Consider the following 17,944-nt stretch of genomic DNA (forward strand, 5'->3'; position numbering starts at 1 on the left):
GCTGCTCTTGCTGGCGTAATGGCAGTTAATACGAAAATGACCGGCAATCCGTAGCAGACTGCCAGTCTGCAAAGATTTAAAATCCGCAGGAATCATCCCCACCAGCAAAGCAGTCTTCGTCCAGCGTCAGACGGCCAATTTTTTGCACCGGGCCGCTCATGCTCACCTGAAAATGCTCACCGAAGGTTATTTGCAACTGCCCACCCGGCATATTTACGCTGACACGGTTATCGACCCGGTCTAATTTGCGCATTACGCTTGCCGCGGCACAGCTACTGCTACCGGATGCCATAGTAAAACCGGCTCCCCGTTCCCAGATACCAATCCGCAGCGTATTGCGATCCACGACCTCCACCAGTTGGACATTGGTGCGTTTGGGGAACACAGGATGATTTTCAATTTGCGGCCCCAAACGGTGCACCAGCGCCAGATCGAGCTTATCCACCAGCACAACACAGTGTGGATTGCCCATTGAGACCAACGATACCCGCCGTGTTTCATCAGCCAGCTTAAGTGGATAATTCAGTACTTCGGGCTGTTCAATCAATGCAGGCAATGCCGCCGGACTAAAATTCGCCCTCCCCATCTCCACCGTGATTTGATGAGGATCTTCATGGACCCTACAATGTACGTCCCCGCCCGCGGTGCGCACCAGAAACGGCTCGTGTCCGACGCGGCCGATATCAAAAAGATAACGTGCATAGATACGCAGACCGTTACCGCTTTTCTCGGCTTCTGAACCGTCCGGATTGATGATTCGCAATGTGGGATGATGTTGATCTCCACTATCAATTAGCAGACCGTCAGATCCGAACCCATAGTGGCGATGGCATATGATGCGAATTTGCTCGATGCTCAGCTGCTCTGCGACAGAACGCTCGCACACCAGATAATCATTACCGAGTCCGTGATATTTATGGAATAACAAAGGTGTCATGGTCAGGATTCTAAATTTGATTATTTAACAAACACATTACCGTATTTTTCACTCCACAGAACCAAAAAGTGAACGCCGGGTACAGGCTGAATCCAGGGTATACGACGAAAGCCGCACAACCGAAAATCGGACAACCATTTTTTCGAACGATTAAGGGGGCCAGGCCCCCTGAGCGTTACAGTGCTTTATCGGTAAACAGCGGTACATCACATGACATGGAGACATGCTCCAGATAACCGCGTAATGCTGGTGAGTACGGGAAATCTTTCACAATCGTCAGCGAATTCAGGATTGGGAAGAGATAAAAATCCGTGATGCTGACAGGATTTTTGGCGCGTAAATAAGTCTCAATTTTACCCAATGCATCCGACAGCGTATCGATATAGGTCTGGCTATTGGACATTAACGTATCCAGATCGCCAAACGCGTTAATCTCGCGCTGGGTGTAGGCATCGCGCGCGGCTGGCGTAGAGAGTTCTTTAAAATCGGCCCGGGTAAAACGCGGGATCGCCAGGTTGAATACGGCGCGCGTATTCTCTTTACACCAGGCGTCAATCGCCGGATCGCACTCACCTGTTATTACTGGCGAGCCGTCAAGCTGATCAACATAGTGAACGATATCCATGCTTTCCGGCATATAAACGCCCTCTTCTTTTTGCAGGATCGGCACGACCTTTTTACCCACCATACGGGTTGGCGTTTCGACATCGCCCTCCATAATCACGCCCAACTCGAAAGGCACTTTTTTCAGGCCAAAGATCATTCTCGCGCGGATACAGAACGGGCAATGCTCATACACATATAATTTCATAGCGCTCTCTTTTCAAAATAAGGGGATGACTCTACACAGCATCTGGCAAATGGGGTCAAGGTTTCCAGACTAAATTTGGTAGGTTGAAGTCAGCCGCAAGGTTTATGATGGCCGAACCCTGTTGACCAGCCACATCCCCACCAGCATAGCCAAAATAAACAGCAGCCCTTTCCCGACGCCTGCGCCCAACAATACCAGTGCCGGCCCAGGGCAAATGCCCGCCAGCCCCCATCCCAGACCAAACAGAATGGCACCCACCACCAGCGTGCGGTCTATGGTGTTGTTCGCCGGTAACAGGATGGGCACGCCACAAAATGCCCTTTTTTTGCCTTTGACCAACGCAAAACCGACTATCCCCACCGCAATCGCCCCGATCATGACAAAGGCAAGCGAGGGATCCCAGGGCTGGGAGAGATCCAGAAAACCCAGCACCTTTTCAGGGTTTGCCATGCCGCTAATCAGCAACCCCACGCCAAAAATCAGGCCGCAAAGAAATGCAAAAATGACTAACATCTTTCCTCCTTAACCCAGCCAGAAACCGATCAGCGTGGCGGTAACAATGCCCACCGCCATAAAGGTGAGCGTGGCGACGAGCGATCGCTTAGAAAAGCGCGACAGCCCACAGACGCCATGCCCGCTGGTACACCCGGACCCCAGACGGGTTCCTGCACCCACCAGCAAACCGGCAAGGATAATGACCGGCCAGGAGGTCTGAACGGTTATCTCCGGCAAGGGATAAAACAGGGAGAACAGCAGCGGCGAACCGATCAGGCCCGCTAAAAAAGCCATTCGCCACCCTTCTGTTCGGGTCTTTTTCGTTAGCATCCCCGCCACAATGCCGCTGATACCGGCAATGCGCCCACAAAAGTGGATCAGCAGTATGGCGGCAAATCCGATTAACAACCCGCCCCCGAGACTGGTCAGCGGCGTAAAGTGAGAGAGATCAATCGTCATGGTCCACTCCTGTCTGAGGACAATAGAGGTCATATAAGGTATTGAGCAGCGCGAAGATCCGTGGATCCTCAATGCGATAGAAAATCTGTTTGCCCGTGCGCCGGGTCTCCACCAGCTTTAAGCGCCGCAATACACCCAGTTGCTGAGACAGCGTAGGCTGATGAATGCCCACCGCCGCTTCAAGCTGCGCGACGTTCGCTTCTCCCTGACTTAACTGACACATCAACAACAGCCTGTCAGCATTGGACAGACCGCGCAAAATCTCCGAGGCACCCAGCGCTGCCTGCTTCATTGCATCCTGAATATCGGTGTCCACCCTCACGGTCATCGTTATACACCCATCAATATATGATTTTATATAATGTACTATAGTATATTGTTTGCCGTGCGAGATGCAAAAAAACCGGCAAGGATACTAAGCCCCCTGCCGGTTGGTTGGTTCAGTGTGAATTAGTACGGATAGCTGATACCGCCCTGAACGCTGGCATCGTTATCCACATCGCCTGTAACGCATTACAGCCCCGTATTCAGGGAGAAATTATTACCGATGGTCGTGTTATTACCCGCGCCGAAGATACCCGTTGAGATGTTATGACCGTCGGTATTGTGCTCATCCGCCGCTTTGATGTCGGTATTATCGCTAAATTCAGTCTGGTAACGGGCATCGACCCACGGATACATCTCGACGTTCTTAAGGACGGTTTCACCCGTCAGCATGGCGTTGGCACCGGTACGCAGCTGGATGGGCTACAGTTTTAGCTCAGGTACCAGAGCTTTTTTATCCGACATACAGGTTTGCCATGCCTTGCCCGGCTGGCCATTATCCAGTACCGAGGAGGTGCGATACTCCACCGTGCGGGTGTGTTGACCGGGCACCACATACTCCACCGTTGTCCAGCGGGTATCAGTATCCTGCCCCTCGGCGGTGAGTTCGATGGTCTGGTTTTTCACGATTTCGGCGCACTCGCTCGCCGCGGCCTCGACTTTACGAAACTTCTTCTCTTCAGGGGATGTGCCTTCGTTGGACATACACCCGGTAAACAGCAAACAGGCGAGAGATAACAGGCTGATTTTTTGCAGCATCACGCAGTCCTTTTGTTAAACACGCATTCATTGAAGCGTAGCTTATGCGGCGGTGCTCTTCCTGCGGGTGGTTCAATCAACGTCGTTTATGCTGTCACTACCGAAATGCCCTGCCGACTCACCGCCTCCACCCAGCGGCTGTCCGTATCCGGTTCAACCACCACGGTATTGATCAGCGAAAGCTCACCGATCATAAAAGACGATGCGGTGTTGATTTTCTCGGGGGACGCCAGCACAACTGTTTCTGCAGCTCTGCCGGAAAATGCACGTTTGATGCACGCCTCTTCATAATCGCCAGTGGTTAGCCCGGCGTCCGGGTGAATGCCGGTCACCCCCATAAAAAACAGATCGGCATGGATTTGCGCAATGCCTTCAATGGCTGCGGCACCCACCGTGACCACCGAGTGACGGAATAAGCGCCCGCCGATCAGGATCACGTCTACCTGAGGATAATCCACCAGCGCCAGGGCAATACCAGGGCTATGAGTGACCGCCGTAAACGCCAGATCGCCAGGAAGGCAGCGCACCAGCTCGGTTGTGGTCGTCCCGCCGTCGATAATCACCACCTGGCCGGGCGAGATCAGTTCTGCCCCCCTCTTCGCCACCCGCTTTTTCGCCTCAATGCCCAGGCTGCTGCGTTCCGCAAAGCTGGACACCGCCTGTGATGCCGGCAATGCGCCGCCATGTACCCGCTGTAAACGCCCGTCGGCCGCCAGTTCGCGTAAATCCCGGCGAATGGTATCTTCCGACACCCCAAACTCCAGGCTCAGGGTTTTCGACAGCACCTGCCCTTCAGAACTCAGTTTTTCGAGGATCAGCTGTTTGCGTTGACGAGTGAGCATAGATCGGTTCCTGAAGCTGCATGTTTGATCTTGATATTGCACGAATGTGCGGTTTATGATGCCCACTCTACGTAAACAGGAGGCACCATGCAATCAGAACGTGCAGAAGTACGCATTCATGACAGCATAACGTTGTCAGATGACTGGTATACGCTCAAAAAATACACCTTCGATGTGCGCCGTCGTAACGGAGAGTGGCAGCGCCAGAATCGCGAAGCCTACGACCGGGGCAATGGCGCGACCATTTTGCTCTATAACCGCGAGAAACGGACGGTGATCCTCACCCGCCAGTTCCGCTTTCCGGTCTATATCAATGGTCACGACGGCTATCTGATTGAAACCGCCGCCGGTCTGCTTGATAACATGGCGCCGGAAAAGCGCATCAAGGCCGAAGCGGAAGAAGAGACCGGATATCAGATCGACCACGTGGAGAAGGTCTTCGAAGCCTTTATGAGCCCTGGCTCGGTCACTGAGAAACTCTACTTTTACATCGCGGAGTATCTTCCAGACGATCGCACCGGTGAAGGCGGTGGTATTGAGGCCGAAGGTGAAGATATCGAGGTGCTGGAGTGGCCCATTGAACAGGCGTTGCAGGCGATCGATGACGGCCTGATTGTCGATGGCAAAACCATTATGCTGCTGTACCACGTTGCCCTGAAGAAGATCCTCTAGCCGAATCGCGCCGACAGAAACGGATTTCTGTCACCCGGCAAACCTCATCATCTACACTTCTGGAAAGAACAAACCGGAGAACTCTGCATGACCGACTGGAACCCCGCCCTCTATTTGCACTATAACGCCGAACGTACACGCCCCGCCGTCGAGCTACTCTCCCGCGTTGCGCTGAATGAGGTTACTGATGTAGTCGACCTGGGCTGCGGGCCGGGTAACAGCACGGCGCTGTTACAGCAGCGATGGCCTTCTGCACGTATTACCGGCGTCGATACTTCACCTGCAATGCTGGCAGAAGCCAGAGCCGCACTGCCTGGCTGCCAGTTTATAGAGGCCGATATTCGCCACTTTCGCCCGGAGCAAGCCCTGAGCGTGATTTACGCCAACGCCTCGTTGCAATGGGTCGAGAACCACTACGAACTGCTGCCCCATTTGGTTTCGCTGCTGAAGCTGCACGGCGTGCTCGCCATTCAGATGCCGGATAATGACCTGGAGCCAACGCACGTGCTGATGCGGGAGGTGGCCTTTGAACAGGGTTATCCCGATCGCGGGCGCGAAGCCCTGGCAGGCGTCCATGCCTATTATGATATCCTGACCGAGGCAGGATGCGAGGTGGACATCTGGCGTACAACCTATTACCACCAGATGAATTCGCATCAGGCTATTATCGACTGGGTGAGCGCCACCGGCCTGCGGCCCTGGCTGCAGGATCTGAACGAGAGCGAGCAACAACGTTATTTACATCGCTATCATCAGCTTCTGGAGGAGCAGTATCCGCTGCAAGAGAACGGGCAGATACTGCTGGCGTTTCCGCGACTGTTTATCGTCGCCAGACGCGAACCCTGATTACGCCTTCGCCTCTTTCAACAGCTGCTGGATCACCTGCTCCTGCTTGTCATTATTCCCCTCCCCGAAAGAGGCGTAACGCAGCTGCCCTTTGGCATCAAAGAAGTAGTGCGCAGGCCAGTAACGATTGCCAAAGGCCGTCCAGATCTTGTAATTGTTGTCGGTGACCACCCGGTACGGGAGTTGCCATTTGTTGATGGCCTGCTGCACCGATGCCAGGGGTTTTTCCCAGGGATACTCCGGGGTATGCACGCCGATCACCACCAGCCCCTGGGCCTGATATTTGTTGGCCCATTCCCGAACGTGCGGCAGAGCGTGCTGACAGTTAATGCAATCCCAGGTCCAGAAGTCGATCAGCACCACTTTGCCTTTTAACGACGCCGGGGTGACCGGGTCACCGTTCAGCCATCCGGTGCCGCCCTCCAGCGAGGGCATGGCGCTGGTGGTCACCGGTTGGGCGACCGGCTGGAGAGTCGGCTGAGGATGACTGTCCGGGGCCAGCTGCAACAAGGTTTTCTCCAGACGATCGGCGACGCCGTTTGCCCCCTGAAAGACGCTGTTCAGACCGAACGCGGTAAAGGCGACCGACATCAGCATCACAACCCCCGCCGCTTTTCGCAACCCATCCATCATCGCCGATTTTGCTTTCAACCGCCCTATCAGCGCCTGACCGCTGAAGCCGAGCAGCGCGAGCATCACCGCACACCCGCTGCCGTACGCCGCCAGCAAACTCCCGGTGGCAACAGGGTTATGCCCGGCGATACTCAGACTGAGAATGGCCCCTAGCACAGGTCCGGCACAGGGCGACCACAGCAGCCCAACCGCCAGCCCGGCGAGCAGCGCCGAGGCGGTTCCACGGGTACGAGTGCTGCGGCTATTGATGGCATTGCCAAGGCGTAACACAGGACCGGCAACACGCTGAGCAAAAGATGGGAAGATCAGCCCCAGCGCGGCCAGGCTCAACAACGCCAGCGCAAGCCAGCGACCGACAAGGGTCGCGCTGACCACCCAGTCGCTGGCGACGGTGATCAGGCTGGCGACCAGGGTAAACATCATCACCATCCCGAACAGCATGGCGATTAGCTGGTGCTTCTGGCCGCGAAAGCCAGCAAACAACAGCGGAATAACGGGAAGTGTACAGGGGCTGAGCAGGCTGACCATGCCCCCTAAAAATGCGATCACGAGAAACATAACACACCTCATTTAAGCGGTTGGCTGCGACGATTGCAGTGACGCTATTACAAGGCAGGGATGTGTTTAGCATGTGTGGAGGATTGGCCGTTTTGTCAGATGGTGTATTTGCCTTGCGGGAGGATACAGTACGGTACAAAGGGTGCGGTCTGGCTGCCGCGCGCAATGACACTCTCCCTCACAAAAGAGGGAGAAAAGTCAGACCACCGGTAGCGTAATCCGGGCGCAAAGCCCGCCATCAGGCCGGTTCGTCAGCTGCAATTGGCCGTCAAGCTGGGCGGTGAGCTGGGCAGCAATGGCCAGCCCCAGCCCCGTGCCGCCGGTTTCCCGGTTGCGGGAGGATTCTACCCGGTAAAACGGCTGCAATACTGCGGCCAGTTCATCCTCCGGTATACCCGGACCGTTATCTTCCACGGTGATAAGCACCCGTTCATCGCGCACCGTCAGCGTCACCTCTGCGGTATCACCAAATTTCAGGGCGTTATCCAGCAGATTGGTCAGGATGCGATGCAGCGCCTGAGGCCGGGTAGCAAAAGGAACGGCGGTGCGGGTTGCAGCAAAGTGCACGTTTTTACCGGTATCAGCATAATCGCAGACCAGCGTATCAATGAAGTTATAGAGATCGACGTTGCGCACCGGCTCAGGCGATATCCCGGACGAACGCGCATAATCGATCCCCTCGCGCACCAGCCGGGTCATGCTATCCAGATCCTGGGTGAGTTTATCGCGCAACTCAGGCTGGTCAGCCATCTCCACCCGCAGCCGCATCCGGGTAATAGGCGTCTGTAAATCATGGGAGATAGCGGCCAGGATCTGCGCCCTCTCCTTTAACGAGGTCTGGATCCGCGCCTGCATGGCGTTAAACGCGCGCGCAGCGTGACGCACCTCCAGCGGGCCTTGCTCGGTGAGGGTCAGCGGATTCGGGCTGGTGGGTTCGAGAGTATCGACCGCCCGGGTAAAGCGGGTGAAAGGACGCACCACCTGCCGCACCGCCAGCCAGGCGCAGATCACCACCAGCAGCAGCTGGATGATAAACACCACCGACAGCCAGCGGGCCACTGGCGGCATCCGGGGAGTGAGATCCAGCGTCAGCGGCGAGCCGTCGTGCAGCGTAAGGTGCGCCTGAATATGCGACACTGGCCCCGGTACGGCGGTAAAACGCAGCGGATACTGGGTCGCCAGCGTATCCGTTAACGTTCTTACCGCATCCCGGGAGCGGGCATCCGCGGGCGGAGCGCCTGGCTCCCCCGGCCCGAGTACATAGTGATAGTTATCCCGGTCAAGGCGCGGAAGCCACTGCGCCCGCTCACTGGCAGGCAGGCGGTCCAGAATCGCCACGCTGGTGGAAACATCGTCCTGAAGATTTCCCAGCATCACGTTACGTACGCTGCTCATCCGCTCGGCCATCACCAGGGTCAGACTCAGACCATTGGCAAGCAGCAACCCCAGCAGGACGATCAGCAGCAAACGATAATGCAGCGAACGCGGCCAGAGCCTCACTCTTTCACCTCCAGAATGCTCACCGGCATCGAAAAGACATAACCTTCACTACGTACTGTTTTTATATACAGTGGTGTGCGCGCATCCTCATTCAGACGCTGTCGCACGCGGCTGACCAGCAGATCAATTGAGCGTTCGAACAGCTCCGCATCCCGGCCCTGGGTGAAGTTAAGCAGCTGATCGCGGGTTAACACCCGTTGAGGATGATCGACAAACACCCGCAACAGACGGTACTCCGCGCCACTCAGCGCCACGATGGTGCCGGTGGGATCCAGCAGATGACGGGCGCTGGTATCAAGCTGCCAGTCGCCAAAGGCGATGATCCGCCCGGCTTCGGTGACCTGCAAATTCGGCGGCAGCGTGCGAAAGCGGCGCATAATCGCTTTGATCCGCGCCAGCAGCTCACGCGCCACAAAGGGTTTAACCACATAATCGTCTGCCCCCATCTCAAGGCCCAGGATGCGGTCCATATCGTCGTGGCGCGCGGTCAACATCAAAATCGGCAGATCTTTATGTTGCCCGCTGCGCAACTGGCGGCACAGGGTCAGCCCGTCGTCGCCGGGCATCATGATATCCAGCACCACCAGGTCTACCGCCTGTTTATCGAGCACGGCGCGCATCTCTTTGCCATTAGCGGCGCCGGTAGCGCGATAGCCCGACTTCAGCAGATAATCGACGATCAGCTCGCGAATATCCCGGTCGTCATCAACGACAAGAATGTGATCGGTTGTCTCCACCCTAAGCTCCTGTTTATCAGCAATGCGCCAAAAATAGCATAGATTGCTTACAACTTATCCGCATCCACCACCGCCTTGACGAAATCCTGCGGATCTTCCTGCGCCGGATTGTGACCGATGTTGCCGGTAAAGGTACGATGCTGATATTTGCCCGTGAATTTCGCGGCATAGGCCTCAGGAGCCGGATGCGGCGCGCCGTTATTGTCGCCTTCAATGGTGATGGTCGGCACGCTGATGGTGGGAGACGTCGCCAGCCGTTGCTCATCGCTGTCGTAGCGGCGTTCCCCTTTCTCCAGCCCCAGACGCCAGCGGTAGTTACTGATGGTGACCGCCACATGATCCGGGTTGTCCAGGGCTTTGGCGCTGACGTTAAAGGTCGCATCGCTGAATTTCCAGCCGGGTGACGCCAGGGTCCAGATTAATTTTGCAAAATCATGGGTATTGGCGGCATAGCCCTTCTCTCCGCGCTCGGTCGCGAAATAGAACTGATACCACCATTGCAACTCGGCCTGAGGTGGCAACGGTTTTTCCCCTGCCTTCTGATTACCAATCAGATACCCGCTCACCGAAACCAACGATTTCACGCGCTCCGGCCACAGTGCCGCCACGATGTCCGCCGTTCTGGCTCCCCAGTCATAACCGGCGAAGACCGCACGATTGATGTTAAGCGCATCCATCAGGTTAACGACGTCTTTCGCCATGGCTGCTGGCTGGCCATTGCGTGGCGTGGATGCCGACCGAAAATGCGTAGTACCGAACCCACGGTTGTACGGCACAATCACCCGGTAGCCTTTTGCCGCCAGCGCCGGGGCAACCTGCGCGTAGCTTTGAATGTCGTACGGCCAGCCGTGAAGCAGGATCACCGGTTCGCCATTTTTCGGCCCGATATCGACATAGCCAATATTCAAATCACCGGCATCAATCTGCCGGATCTGTTTGAAGGCAGCAGCATAGTCTGTGCCCGCTGCTTCGGCCTGACAGGCAGAAACGGTTGCGAAAGAGAGGGTCAGCGCGAGGGTTGAGTAAGCCAGTTTGTTCATCATGGTGATATCTCCGGGTTATGAATTTCACCCGCTTATCTCACCACCCTGATGTATGGCGAATATGTGCAAAGTGGCCCGTTTTGCAAGCCGCTGTATCCTGTTCCGGTTCAGATACACTGCGATACAAATCCGCAGAAGTCGGTCAACAAGCCGATCAATCCACAGGGATAATGCTGTTCAGAGAGGGGAAATAGAACGGAGACATTCTGGCAACCCCGCAGAATTGAATGGCCAGAAAACAAGAAAAATGAGCATCAGGCGAAATGCGCCTGATGCATGCCGCGCTTAGGTCAGCTGGTAATACTTGTCCGGCAATTTACGCGTCGGGATCTCCTGCTCATCGTTCATTTGCAGCAAATCAATCTCCATCGCATTGCAGATGGCATCCAGCGGCAAATCGTTATTCTCGACGCCGAACGGCTCTTCCAGCTCTTCCGCCAGGGTATCCAGCGAAATAAAGGTGTAGGAGATTAAGACTGATACGAACGGGGTCATGTAGTGCAGATCGCTCACCAGCGCGAACGGCAGCATGATGCAGAACAGGTAAACCGTGCGGTGCAGGATCAGGGTGTAGGCAAATGGCACCGGGGTGTTGGCGATGCGCTCGCAGCCAGCCAATACGATTGACATGTCATTCAGACGAATATTCAGGCTGTGGAACAGGATGTCTGACAGCTCCCCTTTCCGGCGTCTTACCGCCAGCCATTCGCCCATGATCAGCAGAATGCGGTTGGCAGGCGAACTGGAATCCATTGCCACGCGCAGGTTTTCCGCTGAAAGATAGGCCGAAAGCTGGTCAGCCTGTGGCTGTCGGCGCAGGGTCATACGCAGACAGTGGGCAAACGCAATTTGCAGACGAACAAACTCACCCAGCGCGGGATCGTGCGGCAGCGTGTTTTTGACTTCACGGAACAGAGATCGCGATGCAATCATTAGTTGCCCCCACAGCTGTCGCGCCTCGACATAGCGTGCGTAGCAGGCGTTATTGCGAAAACCGAGGAAGATAGCGATGGCAACCCCGAGAATACTGAACGGCGCCACCGTCAGATGGATGCCCAGCGAGGAGTACCAGGGCAACATCAGGATCACGACAATCGAGAGCAAAAAGTTGAGAAACAGGCGGGAAAAGATTTTGGTCAACACGGAGCCGTGCCAGACAAAAATCAGGCGCAACCAGTGCTGTTGAGGTCGAACAATCATAGTCAGCTTCATCGGGAAAAAAGAGCGGTGACTATTAAACGTGATCGCTATCACAGTTGCAAGTATGTTAAATAATGCAGACGTTTTTGTGAGGCCGAGGACAGACCGCACGGAGGTAAGACCGGCTATTACAGGATCAATGTATAGTATGTTGTAACTATTGCGGCGTGAGGGATAAGGAAAGTTGTTTGTCCGGGTAAGCGCAGCGCCACCCGGCACAAACAGGGATAACCTAACGGATTAGCAGAGCGGTTTTACGGCTTCGCGCATCCCTTTCTGCAGGATCGCATCCAGGTCCTGCGCCACCTGCTCCACCAGACCATTTACCTGCGTCAGATCCTGCTCCCAGTGCTCGCTGACGCTCAGTACCGCCGTCACCAGTTCACGGGTGGTGATCTGCTGGTCATGATGCAGGGTCCACAGCTGCTGGAAGCGGGTCAGCCAGTGCGCATCGTCCTGCACCGGGTAGCTTTCACCGTGACGTTCCCCGCGATAGAAGGCAATCAGCGCCGCCAGGGCAAACGTCAGACGCGCCGGGAGCTGGCCGCTGGCCTGCTGCCCTGCCAGAAGCTGCGGCAGAATACGGGTGCGGTACTTGGTCATGCCGTTGAGCGCAATCGACAGCAGCTGATGTTTGATATACGGGTTGCGGAAACGGCCCGTTACCGCACTGGCGAAGGAGGCCAGCTCATCACGCGGCAGGTCCAGCACCGGGATAATCTCTTCATGAATGGCTTTTTCAACAAAGGCGCAGATTTCCGTGTCGTTCATCGCCTCGCCCACGGTATCCAGCCCGGCCTGAAACGCCACCGGCACCAGAGCGGTATGTGCGCCGTTGAGGATCGCCACCTTGCGCTCTTTGTACGGCTTGATGTCATCCACAATCAGCACGTTCAGCGACAGCTTGTCGAGACGCAGCTCTTGCGCCAGCGATTTTGGCCCCTGGATCACAAACAGATAGAAGTGTTCAGCGGTATCGAGGAAGGCATCGTGATAGCCGAGAGAGGCTTCGAGCTGGGCGACTTCGTCACGTGGATAACCGGTCACGATACGGTCAACCAGCGTAGAGCAGAAGGTATTGGCATCGTTCAGCCACTGGGTAAAGGCCGCTGGCAGCGCCCACTCCTGGGCATAGCGCAGCACCAGTTCACGCAGGGCATCGCCGTTATAGTCAATCAATTCACAAGGTACGATCACCCAGCCTTTATCGGCGGCGCCGTTGAAATGGCTGAAACGCTCGAACAGCAGACGGGTCAGTTTCGCCGGATAGCTCACCGCTGGCGCATCCTCAAACTTATCCCCGGCGTGATAGCTGATCCCCGCTTCCGTGGTGTTGGAGAAGACAAAGCGCATGTCCGGGTTGTGGGCCAGTTTCAGGAATTCGTCGTACTGGTCGTAAACGCTGATTTCGCGGTTCACCGAGCGGATGAGGCGCGCGTCGCTGACCGCTTCGCCCTGCTCATTCAGGCCACGGATGATGGTGGTATAGAGGCCGTCCTGGGTACTGAGTGAAGGGGGGAAATCGCTTTTGATTGGGCGGACAATCGCAATACCGGCGTTCAGGTCGGTGTGCTCATTGAGCAGGTCGATCTGCCAGTCGATAAATGCGCGCAGGAAGTTGCCCTCACCAAACTGGATGATACGTTCAGGGTAGAGAGCACCGGGAAAATCACGACGGTTCAGTGTGTTCACAATGGGGTCCTTGTAATGATTAGTCATACAGCCTGATAAGATTGGTACGATAACTTATCAAAACTTTACGACCACGAACCCCTGTTTTGATCAAATCCGGTGTGAATTGTGACAGGATTTATAAGAATTTGTAGAACACCGAGGTGGCCGTCAGCTCACCGTCCGGCATCAGGGCATAGCGCGGGATCTCCCCCACTTTCTGCCATCCCGCCCGCTGATAGAAGGTCTCCGCCCCGCTCCCGGTTGCCGTGTCCAGCACCAGCACCGTCTTGCCTTTATCGCGGGCCACATTTTCCAGGGCCTGCATTAATCGCCCGGCGTCACCGCAGCGCCGCGCATTCTGGTGAACCAGCAGTTTGGCGACATCCGCCCGGTGCGGCTGGTTATCGGGTTGATCGGTGATGAGTTGCACGGTGCCGGTGAGTTCGCCCTGCGCATTGGTCGAGACCAACACGGTACGCTCCTCGCGCGCGACGCTAGCGGCCACGCCGCGCCAGAACGCGCTGGCCTGCTCATGGTTGTAGGGCAACATAAAGCTCACCGACGCGCCGCCGGTCACGCAGCTGTGCAGGATGTCAGCTAACTGAGGAAGGTGCGCAAGAATATCGTCACGCGAAAAGATCTGTATAGCGGGTGATGCCATGATTATTCTCCTTTTTATCAATGGCATCACCATGCACTTTACATTTTTTTAACACAAGGGCCTTGTTCAGAGGATTTTCTTATCTCCGCCGCCGGTACCGCGCTGCTGCTTCATGGAGTACATCATCTCATCGGCGGTTCTCAACCAGCTGCCCAGATCGTCGCGGTGGTGGTTGAACTCACTCACCCCCCATGAGAAAGAGAGTGCCCACGGATGTTCGGCATGCTCATTCCATACCGCGGCCTGCTCGGTGAGATATTGCATGGCGATCCATGCGCCCTTCTCGTCACTGTTGGCGAAGAGGATTGCAAACTCATCCCCGCCGTAGCGCGCCAGCACGTCGGCTTCGCGGAAGGTAGAACTCAACAGACCGGCCATCGCCTTCAGGGCGATATTGCCATCGGCCCGACCGTATCGGGCGTTAATCTGCTTAAAGCGATCCAGATCCAGCCAGGCGAGGGTCAGCGGCTCGGCTCTGCGGCGCGCGGCACTAATGGCATAGGTGGCCAGGTGATGAAAACCCCGGCGGTTATACAGCCCGGTCAGGTCGTCGACGATGCTGGAACAGATCGCTGCGAACTCGGCTTCCACCAACGCCGCCAGATCGGCCAGGGCCTCAACGTCGGAAGGGGTAAACTGCCGTGGCTGATGATCGATAATGCACAGGGACCCTACCGCGGCGCCGCCAGGCAGATGCAAAGGGTGACCGGCATAAAAACGGATCGGATTGTCATCGGTCGCCAGCGGGTTATCCGCAAAACGGGTATCGTCCAGGGTATCGGGCACCACCAGCGGCATATTGTTGAGCACGGTATGGCCGCAAAAAGAGAGATTTCGCGGCAGATTGGTGGCATCGGCACCCTCTGCGGATTTAACCACCACCACATGCTCGTCCACCAGATTGATCATCGCCACCGGCACCGCAAACAGGCGTTTTGCCAGACGGGTCAGTCGGTCATAATTCGGGTGGTTCTCGATCTCAAGCAGCCCGGATTCGCGCAAGGCGCTGAGACGCTCCACTTCATTGTTGGGTCGTGAGGGTGATTTCATGAGATGCTCCGCACGTCAGGCTTTTTAAAAGCTTAGTGCATCCTGATGCCGCTTAGTGGGCAAAGATGCGGTTTTTACCTTCGCGTTTCGCTTGATACAGGGCATTGTCAGCCGCCTGTAACCAGTCCGTTACGTTTCCCATCTCGCGGGTGGCACTGGCAATGCCAATACTCATCGTACATGGGATCTTTTCTTCCGCGACGTCATCGATCACCGCAGCGGCATCCATAATGCGGGTTGCGACAACGTGCGCTTCGTCAAGCGTAGTATTGGGAAGCAGAATTACAAATTCATCTCCGCCCAGCCGGGCCGGGGTATCGCTCTGACGCGTAGCGATATGGAGAATTTGTGACACTGTCACCAAAAGCATATCCCCCACTTTATGGCCGTAGCGATCGTTCACCTCTTTAAAGTTGTCGATATCGATAAACATCAACGCCGAATCGCTGCAGGTTTGTCGCAGCTTATGCAGCTCATGATCGATACGCTTCTCCAGCAGGCGTCGGTTGGCAATATCAAGGAGCGGGTCCATCATCGCGATGCGTTCCAGCTCACGTGATTTAAAGCGCAGCCGCATGGCGATACTGTTGGTGAGAACGCTCAGTGCCACGGTATAAATGCCGATCAGCGGCAGCGTGGCGTACATTGTACGCTGTGACACCTGCGGGAACAGCGCCATCCCCTGGGTCAGCCAGGTGGCCATAAAGACCGCCAGCATCACCGCACCGGCTTTTCTCATCAGCGGGAATCCCCCCGCCGCCAGCCGATCGGCCAGTAAGATAGTGGCAATCGCGACAGAAGGCAGCGGGTTGGCCGCCATCATGGCGATCCAGAAACCGCCTGCCCCGGCATCCAGCACCAGGTTTTGATGTTCTGCACGTAAGGGCGCGGCAGATCGACGCGCGCGCCAGTAGGCGATGGTCGGCCAGATAAAGGCATTAGCCGCCAGCAGCCCCATAAGCCAGGGGGAACGTTGTTGTTCCACCAGGACGGAAAGAATGGGGAAAAAGCAGAGAAATGTTCCAAGCACCCGCATCAGAAACATGCGTTTGATAAACCGACTGCCAGGCACGCGAGGGGATTTACTGAGTCTGTCAGTTCCGTTCATCACACGATTTTTCCGATATAATCACCCCTTTATATTATTGACGATGAAAATGCGTATCAAGGCATTTATCAGTTTCGTGAATATATGGTAGGGGCCCTCGCCCCGCACGGGCAAACGATTACAGCTCTTGTGTCGCCTCTGTTTTTTGTCTGGCAGTGGTTATCTCTGTCATTCGGGCGCTGGTGCGATTTCGGCCTGCTTTTTTCGAACGATACAGATAATCATCCGCTTCGCTCATCAGGCGATTAAAATCGTCCGTGAGCTTCCACGACTCCGATTTTCCACTGCCCAGACCAATACTGACGGTCAAAAACAGCGACTGGCCACGCCAGATGAAGGGATGTTGTTCAATAGTGGTGCGGATCCGTTCCGCCAGGGCGTAGCCCTGCTGCGCCGACGCGTTATTCACCACGACGGCAAACTCTTCGCCGCCCATTCGCGCCACCCGCCCCGCGCTCCCTACCGTCTCCTGCACTTTGCGGGCAAAGGCCGCCAGCACGGTATCACCGCACTCATGGCCGAAGTTGTCATTGATGCTTTTGAAATAGTCGATATCCAGCAGCATCACGGTCAGCTGCGGGCTTTTACGCGTTCCCTCATCACTCTTCAGCGCCTCATACAGCCCGGAGCGGGAATAAACCTGGGTTAAAAAATCGTAATCGGCACGCAGGGAGATCTGGCGCATCAGCGAGTTGATTGCCGCCATGCTGACCGACACCATTACCGGGCAGATTGCCATGGTGGCGATTCCCAAACGGGCGGAGAACATCATGGGAGTGGTGAGCGGCGTGGTCGCCACGATGGTAATGATGGAGTTGGCGACGAGGGTGATCTCCACCGCGCCGGTGACAAACGTCAACAGGCAGGTAGCAGGCAGCGAATAGCGCACCGCGCACCAGATGAGCGCGGGCATCGGAAACGCCAGGGCACCGGCCCCGCCAATCACCACTGAGGCCACGACAGAGATCACCAGCGCCACCACCGGCATCAGCTGCTCGGCACGGACGGCCCAGTTAAAGGTGGGCCAGGTAATCGTCAGCAGACAGGGAACAATTAACACCCCGGTAGAGAACTGTTCGCTAAACCAGTCGGCGATCAGCGGCCAGAAGGTGCGATTAGATACCGCGCCTGACGCCACCGCGCCGACGATGGCACACAGCAGTGCGGCCAGCAGACAATAGTTAAACAGCCTCAGGGCATTGACCGGATCCGGGGTGCGGTTTTTCAACCGCCTGTCGCGCTGCACCAGCAGGGCAACGGTGACAATAAACACCATATTCGACAGGTTAATGCCCAGCGAACTAACGCCCCATTGCGTCGTCATGAGGTCGTACAGCAGCATGGCAATATACGAAATCGCATAATAGTGCAGCCGGTTGAGGTAAGCGTAACGGGCAAATACCCCTGCCATTACGCCATTCAGCGGCCAGAACATCGACAGGGATTCCACCAGACGTAGCTGCGCGCCAATAAAATAGAACAGCGTGGTCAGGGCAAATATTCCCGCAGCATTACGCAGGGGGCTTTGCGAATGAAATAACGCAAAAGTGCCGCTGGAAGAAGATGACATGCAATATCAATCCATAGGGTTGCTTTTAACAAGGTTTTATCACCCGCGCGGGGGATTGTTAAAAG

Annotated in this window: 20 protein-coding genes; 2 read left to right on the top strand and 18 right to left on the bottom strand. The window is 55.9% G+C overall.

Annotation, left to right across the window (positions count from 1 at the left end; genetic code table 11):
- Window positions 1-76 precede the first annotated feature (76 nt).
- The 8 genes from dapF to C3F35_RS00560 form a co-directional block, all read right to left on the bottom strand.
- Window positions 77-937, bottom strand: a complete 861-nt coding sequence (gene dapF / locus C3F35_RS00525) for a diaminopimelate epimerase (RefSeq protein WP_103792388.1) — start codon at window positions 935-937, stop codon at window positions 77-79.
- 175 nt (window positions 938-1,112) lie between these two features.
- Window positions 1,113-1,748: a glutaredoxin 2 gene (grxB, locus tag C3F35_RS00530; protein WP_103792389.1), complete on the bottom strand. Its 636-nt coding sequence runs from the start codon at window positions 1,746-1,748 to the stop codon at window positions 1,113-1,115.
- 102 nt (window positions 1,749-1,850) lie between these two features.
- The gene (locus C3F35_RS00535) at window positions 1,851-2,261 is read right to left on the bottom strand and encodes a DUF6691 family protein (protein ID WP_059307950.1); all 411 of its coding nucleotides are present in this window, start codon (window positions 2,259-2,261) and stop codon (window positions 1,851-1,853) included.
- 9 nt (window positions 2,262-2,270) lie between these two features.
- A complete protein-coding gene (locus tag C3F35_RS00540) occupies window positions 2,271-2,702 on the bottom strand; it encodes a YeeE/YedE family protein (RefSeq protein ID WP_103792390.1) in 432 nt (143 codons plus the stop codon).
- Entirely contained in the window at window positions 2,692-3,030 is a 339-nt protein-coding gene (locus C3F35_RS00545) for an ArsR/SmtB family transcription factor (protein WP_103792391.1), read from the bottom strand. Before C3F35_RS00545 ends, C3F35_RS00540 begins: the two co-directional genes overlap by 11 nt.
- A gap of 185 nt (window positions 3,031-3,215) precedes the next feature.
- Complete coding sequence (locus C3F35_RS00550; RefSeq protein WP_103792392.1) at window positions 3,216-3,419, bottom strand: hypothetical protein; 204 nt, start codon at window positions 3,417-3,419, stop codon at window positions 3,216-3,218.
- Window positions 3,420-3,449: 30 nt separating this feature from the next.
- A complete protein-coding gene (locus C3F35_RS00555) occupies window positions 3,450-3,785 on the bottom strand; it encodes a hypothetical protein (protein WP_103792393.1) in 336 nt (111 codons plus the stop codon).
- Between the two features lie 86 nt (window positions 3,786-3,871).
- On the bottom strand, window positions 3,872-4,627 hold the full coding sequence (locus tag C3F35_RS00560; RefSeq protein WP_103792394.1) for a DeoR/GlpR family DNA-binding transcription regulator: 756 nt from the start codon (window positions 4,625-4,627) through the stop codon (window positions 3,872-3,874).
- A gap of 87 nt (window positions 4,628-4,714) precedes the next feature.
- On the opposite strand from C3F35_RS00560, the gene C3F35_RS00565 reads away from it, so the two are divergent.
- Both C3F35_RS00565 and tam read left to right on the top strand, forming a co-directional pair.
- Window positions 4,715-5,299 (top strand): NUDIX domain-containing protein, encoded by a 585-nt coding sequence (locus C3F35_RS00565; protein WP_032618079.1) that lies wholly within the window; start codon window positions 4,715-4,717, stop codon window positions 5,297-5,299.
- A gap of 87 nt (window positions 5,300-5,386) precedes the next feature.
- Window positions 5,387-6,145 carry a trans-aconitate 2-methyltransferase gene (gene tam, locus C3F35_RS00570; protein ID WP_103792395.1) on the top strand — a complete coding sequence of 253 codons (759 nt, stop codon included), beginning with the start codon at window positions 5,387-5,389 and terminating at the stop codon, window positions 6,143-6,145.
- Here the strand turns inward: tam and C3F35_RS00575 are convergent, their stop codons facing one another.
- The 10 genes from C3F35_RS00575 to C3F35_RS00620 all read right to left on the bottom strand — a co-directional run bounded on the left by C3F35_RS00575 (window position 6,146) and on the right by C3F35_RS00620 (window position 17,879).
- Window positions 6,146-7,336 carry a cytochrome c biogenesis protein/redoxin gene (locus C3F35_RS00575; protein WP_103792396.1) on the bottom strand — a complete coding sequence of 397 codons (1,191 nt, stop codon included), beginning with the start codon at window positions 7,334-7,336 and terminating at the stop codon, window positions 6,146-6,148.
- Between the two features lie 198 nt (window positions 7,337-7,534).
- Entirely contained in the window at window positions 7,535-8,836 is a 1,302-nt protein-coding gene (locus tag C3F35_RS00580) for an ATP-binding protein (RefSeq protein ID WP_103792397.1), read from the bottom strand.
- Complete coding sequence (locus tag C3F35_RS00585) at window positions 8,833-9,573, bottom strand: response regulator (protein ID WP_103792398.1); 741 nt, start codon at window positions 9,571-9,573, stop codon at window positions 8,833-8,835. The genes C3F35_RS00580 and C3F35_RS00585 overlap by 4 nt, the downstream gene beginning before the upstream one ends.
- A gap of 47 nt (window positions 9,574-9,620) precedes the next feature.
- Entirely contained in the window at window positions 9,621-10,616 is a 996-nt protein-coding gene (locus tag C3F35_RS00590) for an alpha/beta hydrolase (RefSeq protein ID WP_103792399.1), read from the bottom strand.
- 285 nt (window positions 10,617-10,901) lie between these two features.
- Window positions 10,902-11,816 (bottom strand): bestrophin family protein, encoded by a 915-nt coding sequence (locus C3F35_RS00595; protein WP_103792400.1) that lies wholly within the window; start codon window positions 11,814-11,816, stop codon window positions 10,902-10,904.
- 240 nt (window positions 11,817-12,056) lie between these two features.
- Window positions 12,057-13,508: a tagaturonate reductase gene (locus C3F35_RS00600; protein WP_103792401.1), complete on the bottom strand. Its 1,452-nt coding sequence runs from the start codon at window positions 13,506-13,508 to the stop codon at window positions 12,057-12,059.
- Window positions 13,509-13,626: 118 nt separating this feature from the next.
- On the bottom strand, window positions 13,627-14,151 hold the full coding sequence (locus C3F35_RS00605; RefSeq protein WP_103792402.1) for a GNAT family N-acetyltransferase: 525 nt from the start codon (window positions 14,149-14,151) through the stop codon (window positions 13,627-13,629).
- A 66-nt stretch (window positions 14,152-14,217) separates the two neighbouring features.
- Complete coding sequence (locus C3F35_RS00610) at window positions 14,218-15,201, bottom strand: sensor domain-containing diguanylate cyclase (RefSeq protein WP_032618070.1); 984 nt, start codon at window positions 15,199-15,201, stop codon at window positions 14,218-14,220.
- A gap of 52 nt (window positions 15,202-15,253) precedes the next feature.
- Window positions 15,254-16,246, bottom strand: coding sequence for a sensor domain-containing diguanylate cyclase (locus C3F35_RS00615; RefSeq protein ID WP_103792403.1), 993 nt, complete (start codon window positions 16,244-16,246; stop codon window positions 15,254-15,256).
- Between the two features lie 181 nt (window positions 16,247-16,427).
- Window positions 16,428-17,879 carry a GGDEF domain-containing protein gene (locus tag C3F35_RS00620; RefSeq protein WP_077227540.1) on the bottom strand — a complete coding sequence of 484 codons (1,452 nt, stop codon included), beginning with the start codon at window positions 17,877-17,879 and terminating at the stop codon, window positions 16,428-16,430.
- Window positions 17,880-17,944: the final 65 nt, after the last annotated feature.

The sequence above is a fragment of the Leclercia sp. LSNIH3 genome (genome assembly GCF_002935105.1).
Taxonomy (GTDB): Bacteria; Pseudomonadota; Gammaproteobacteria; order Enterobacterales; family Enterobacteriaceae; genus Enterobacter; species Enterobacter adecarboxylatus.

Coding starts and splice junctions, on each gene's coding strand:
- dapF (WP_103792388.1), bottom strand. CDS start 937: ATGACACCTTTGTTATTCCATAAATATCACGGACTCGGTAATGATTAT.
- grxB (WP_103792389.1), bottom strand. CDS start 1,748: ATGAAATTATATGTGTATGAGCATTGCCCGTTCTGTATCCGCGCGAGA.
- C3F35_RS00535 (WP_059307950.1), bottom strand. CDS start 2,261: ATGTTAGTCATTTTTGCATTTCTTTGCGGCCTGATTTTTGGCGTGGGG.
- C3F35_RS00540 (WP_103792390.1), bottom strand. CDS start 2,702: ATGACGATTGATCTCTCTCACTTTACGCCGCTGACCAGTCTCGGGGGC.
- C3F35_RS00545 (WP_103792391.1), bottom strand. CDS start 3,030: ATGACCGTGAGGGTGGACACCGATATTCAGGATGCAATGAAGCAGGCA.
- C3F35_RS00550 (WP_103792392.1), bottom strand. CDS start 3,419: ATGCTGACGGGTGAAACCGTCCTTAAGAACGTCGAGATGTATCCGTGG.
- C3F35_RS00555 (WP_103792393.1), bottom strand. CDS start 3,785: ATGCTGCAAAAAATCAGCCTGTTATCTCTCGCCTGTTTGCTGTTTACC.
- C3F35_RS00560 (WP_103792394.1), bottom strand. CDS start 4,627: ATGCTCACTCGTCAACGCAAACAGCTGATCCTCGAAAAACTGAGTTCT.
- C3F35_RS00565 (WP_032618079.1), top strand. CDS start 4,715: ATGCAATCAGAACGTGCAGAAGTACGCATTCATGACAGCATAACGTTG.
- tam (WP_103792395.1), top strand. CDS start 5,387: ATGACCGACTGGAACCCCGCCCTCTATTTGCACTATAACGCCGAACGT.
- C3F35_RS00575 (WP_103792396.1), bottom strand. CDS start 7,336: ATGTTTCTCGTGATCGCATTTTTAGGGGGCATGGTCAGCCTGCTCAGC.
- C3F35_RS00590 (WP_103792399.1), bottom strand. CDS start 10,616: ATGATGAACAAACTGGCTTACTCAACCCTCGCGCTGACCCTCTCTTTC.
- C3F35_RS00595 (WP_103792400.1), bottom strand. CDS start 11,816: ATGATTGTTCGACCTCAACAGCACTGGTTGCGCCTGATTTTTGTCTGG.
- C3F35_RS00605 (WP_103792402.1), bottom strand. CDS start 14,151: ATGGCATCACCCGCTATACAGATCTTTTCGCGTGACGATATTCTTGCG.
- C3F35_RS00610 (WP_032618070.1), bottom strand. CDS start 15,201: ATGAAATCACCCTCACGACCCAACAATGAAGTGGAGCGTCTCAGCGCC.
- C3F35_RS00615 (WP_103792403.1), bottom strand. CDS start 16,246: ATGTTTCTGATGCGGGTGCTTGGAACATTTCTCTGCTTTTTCCCCATT.
- C3F35_RS00620 (WP_077227540.1), bottom strand. CDS start 17,879: ATGTCATCTTCTTCCAGCGGCACTTTTGCGTTATTTCATTCGCAAAGC.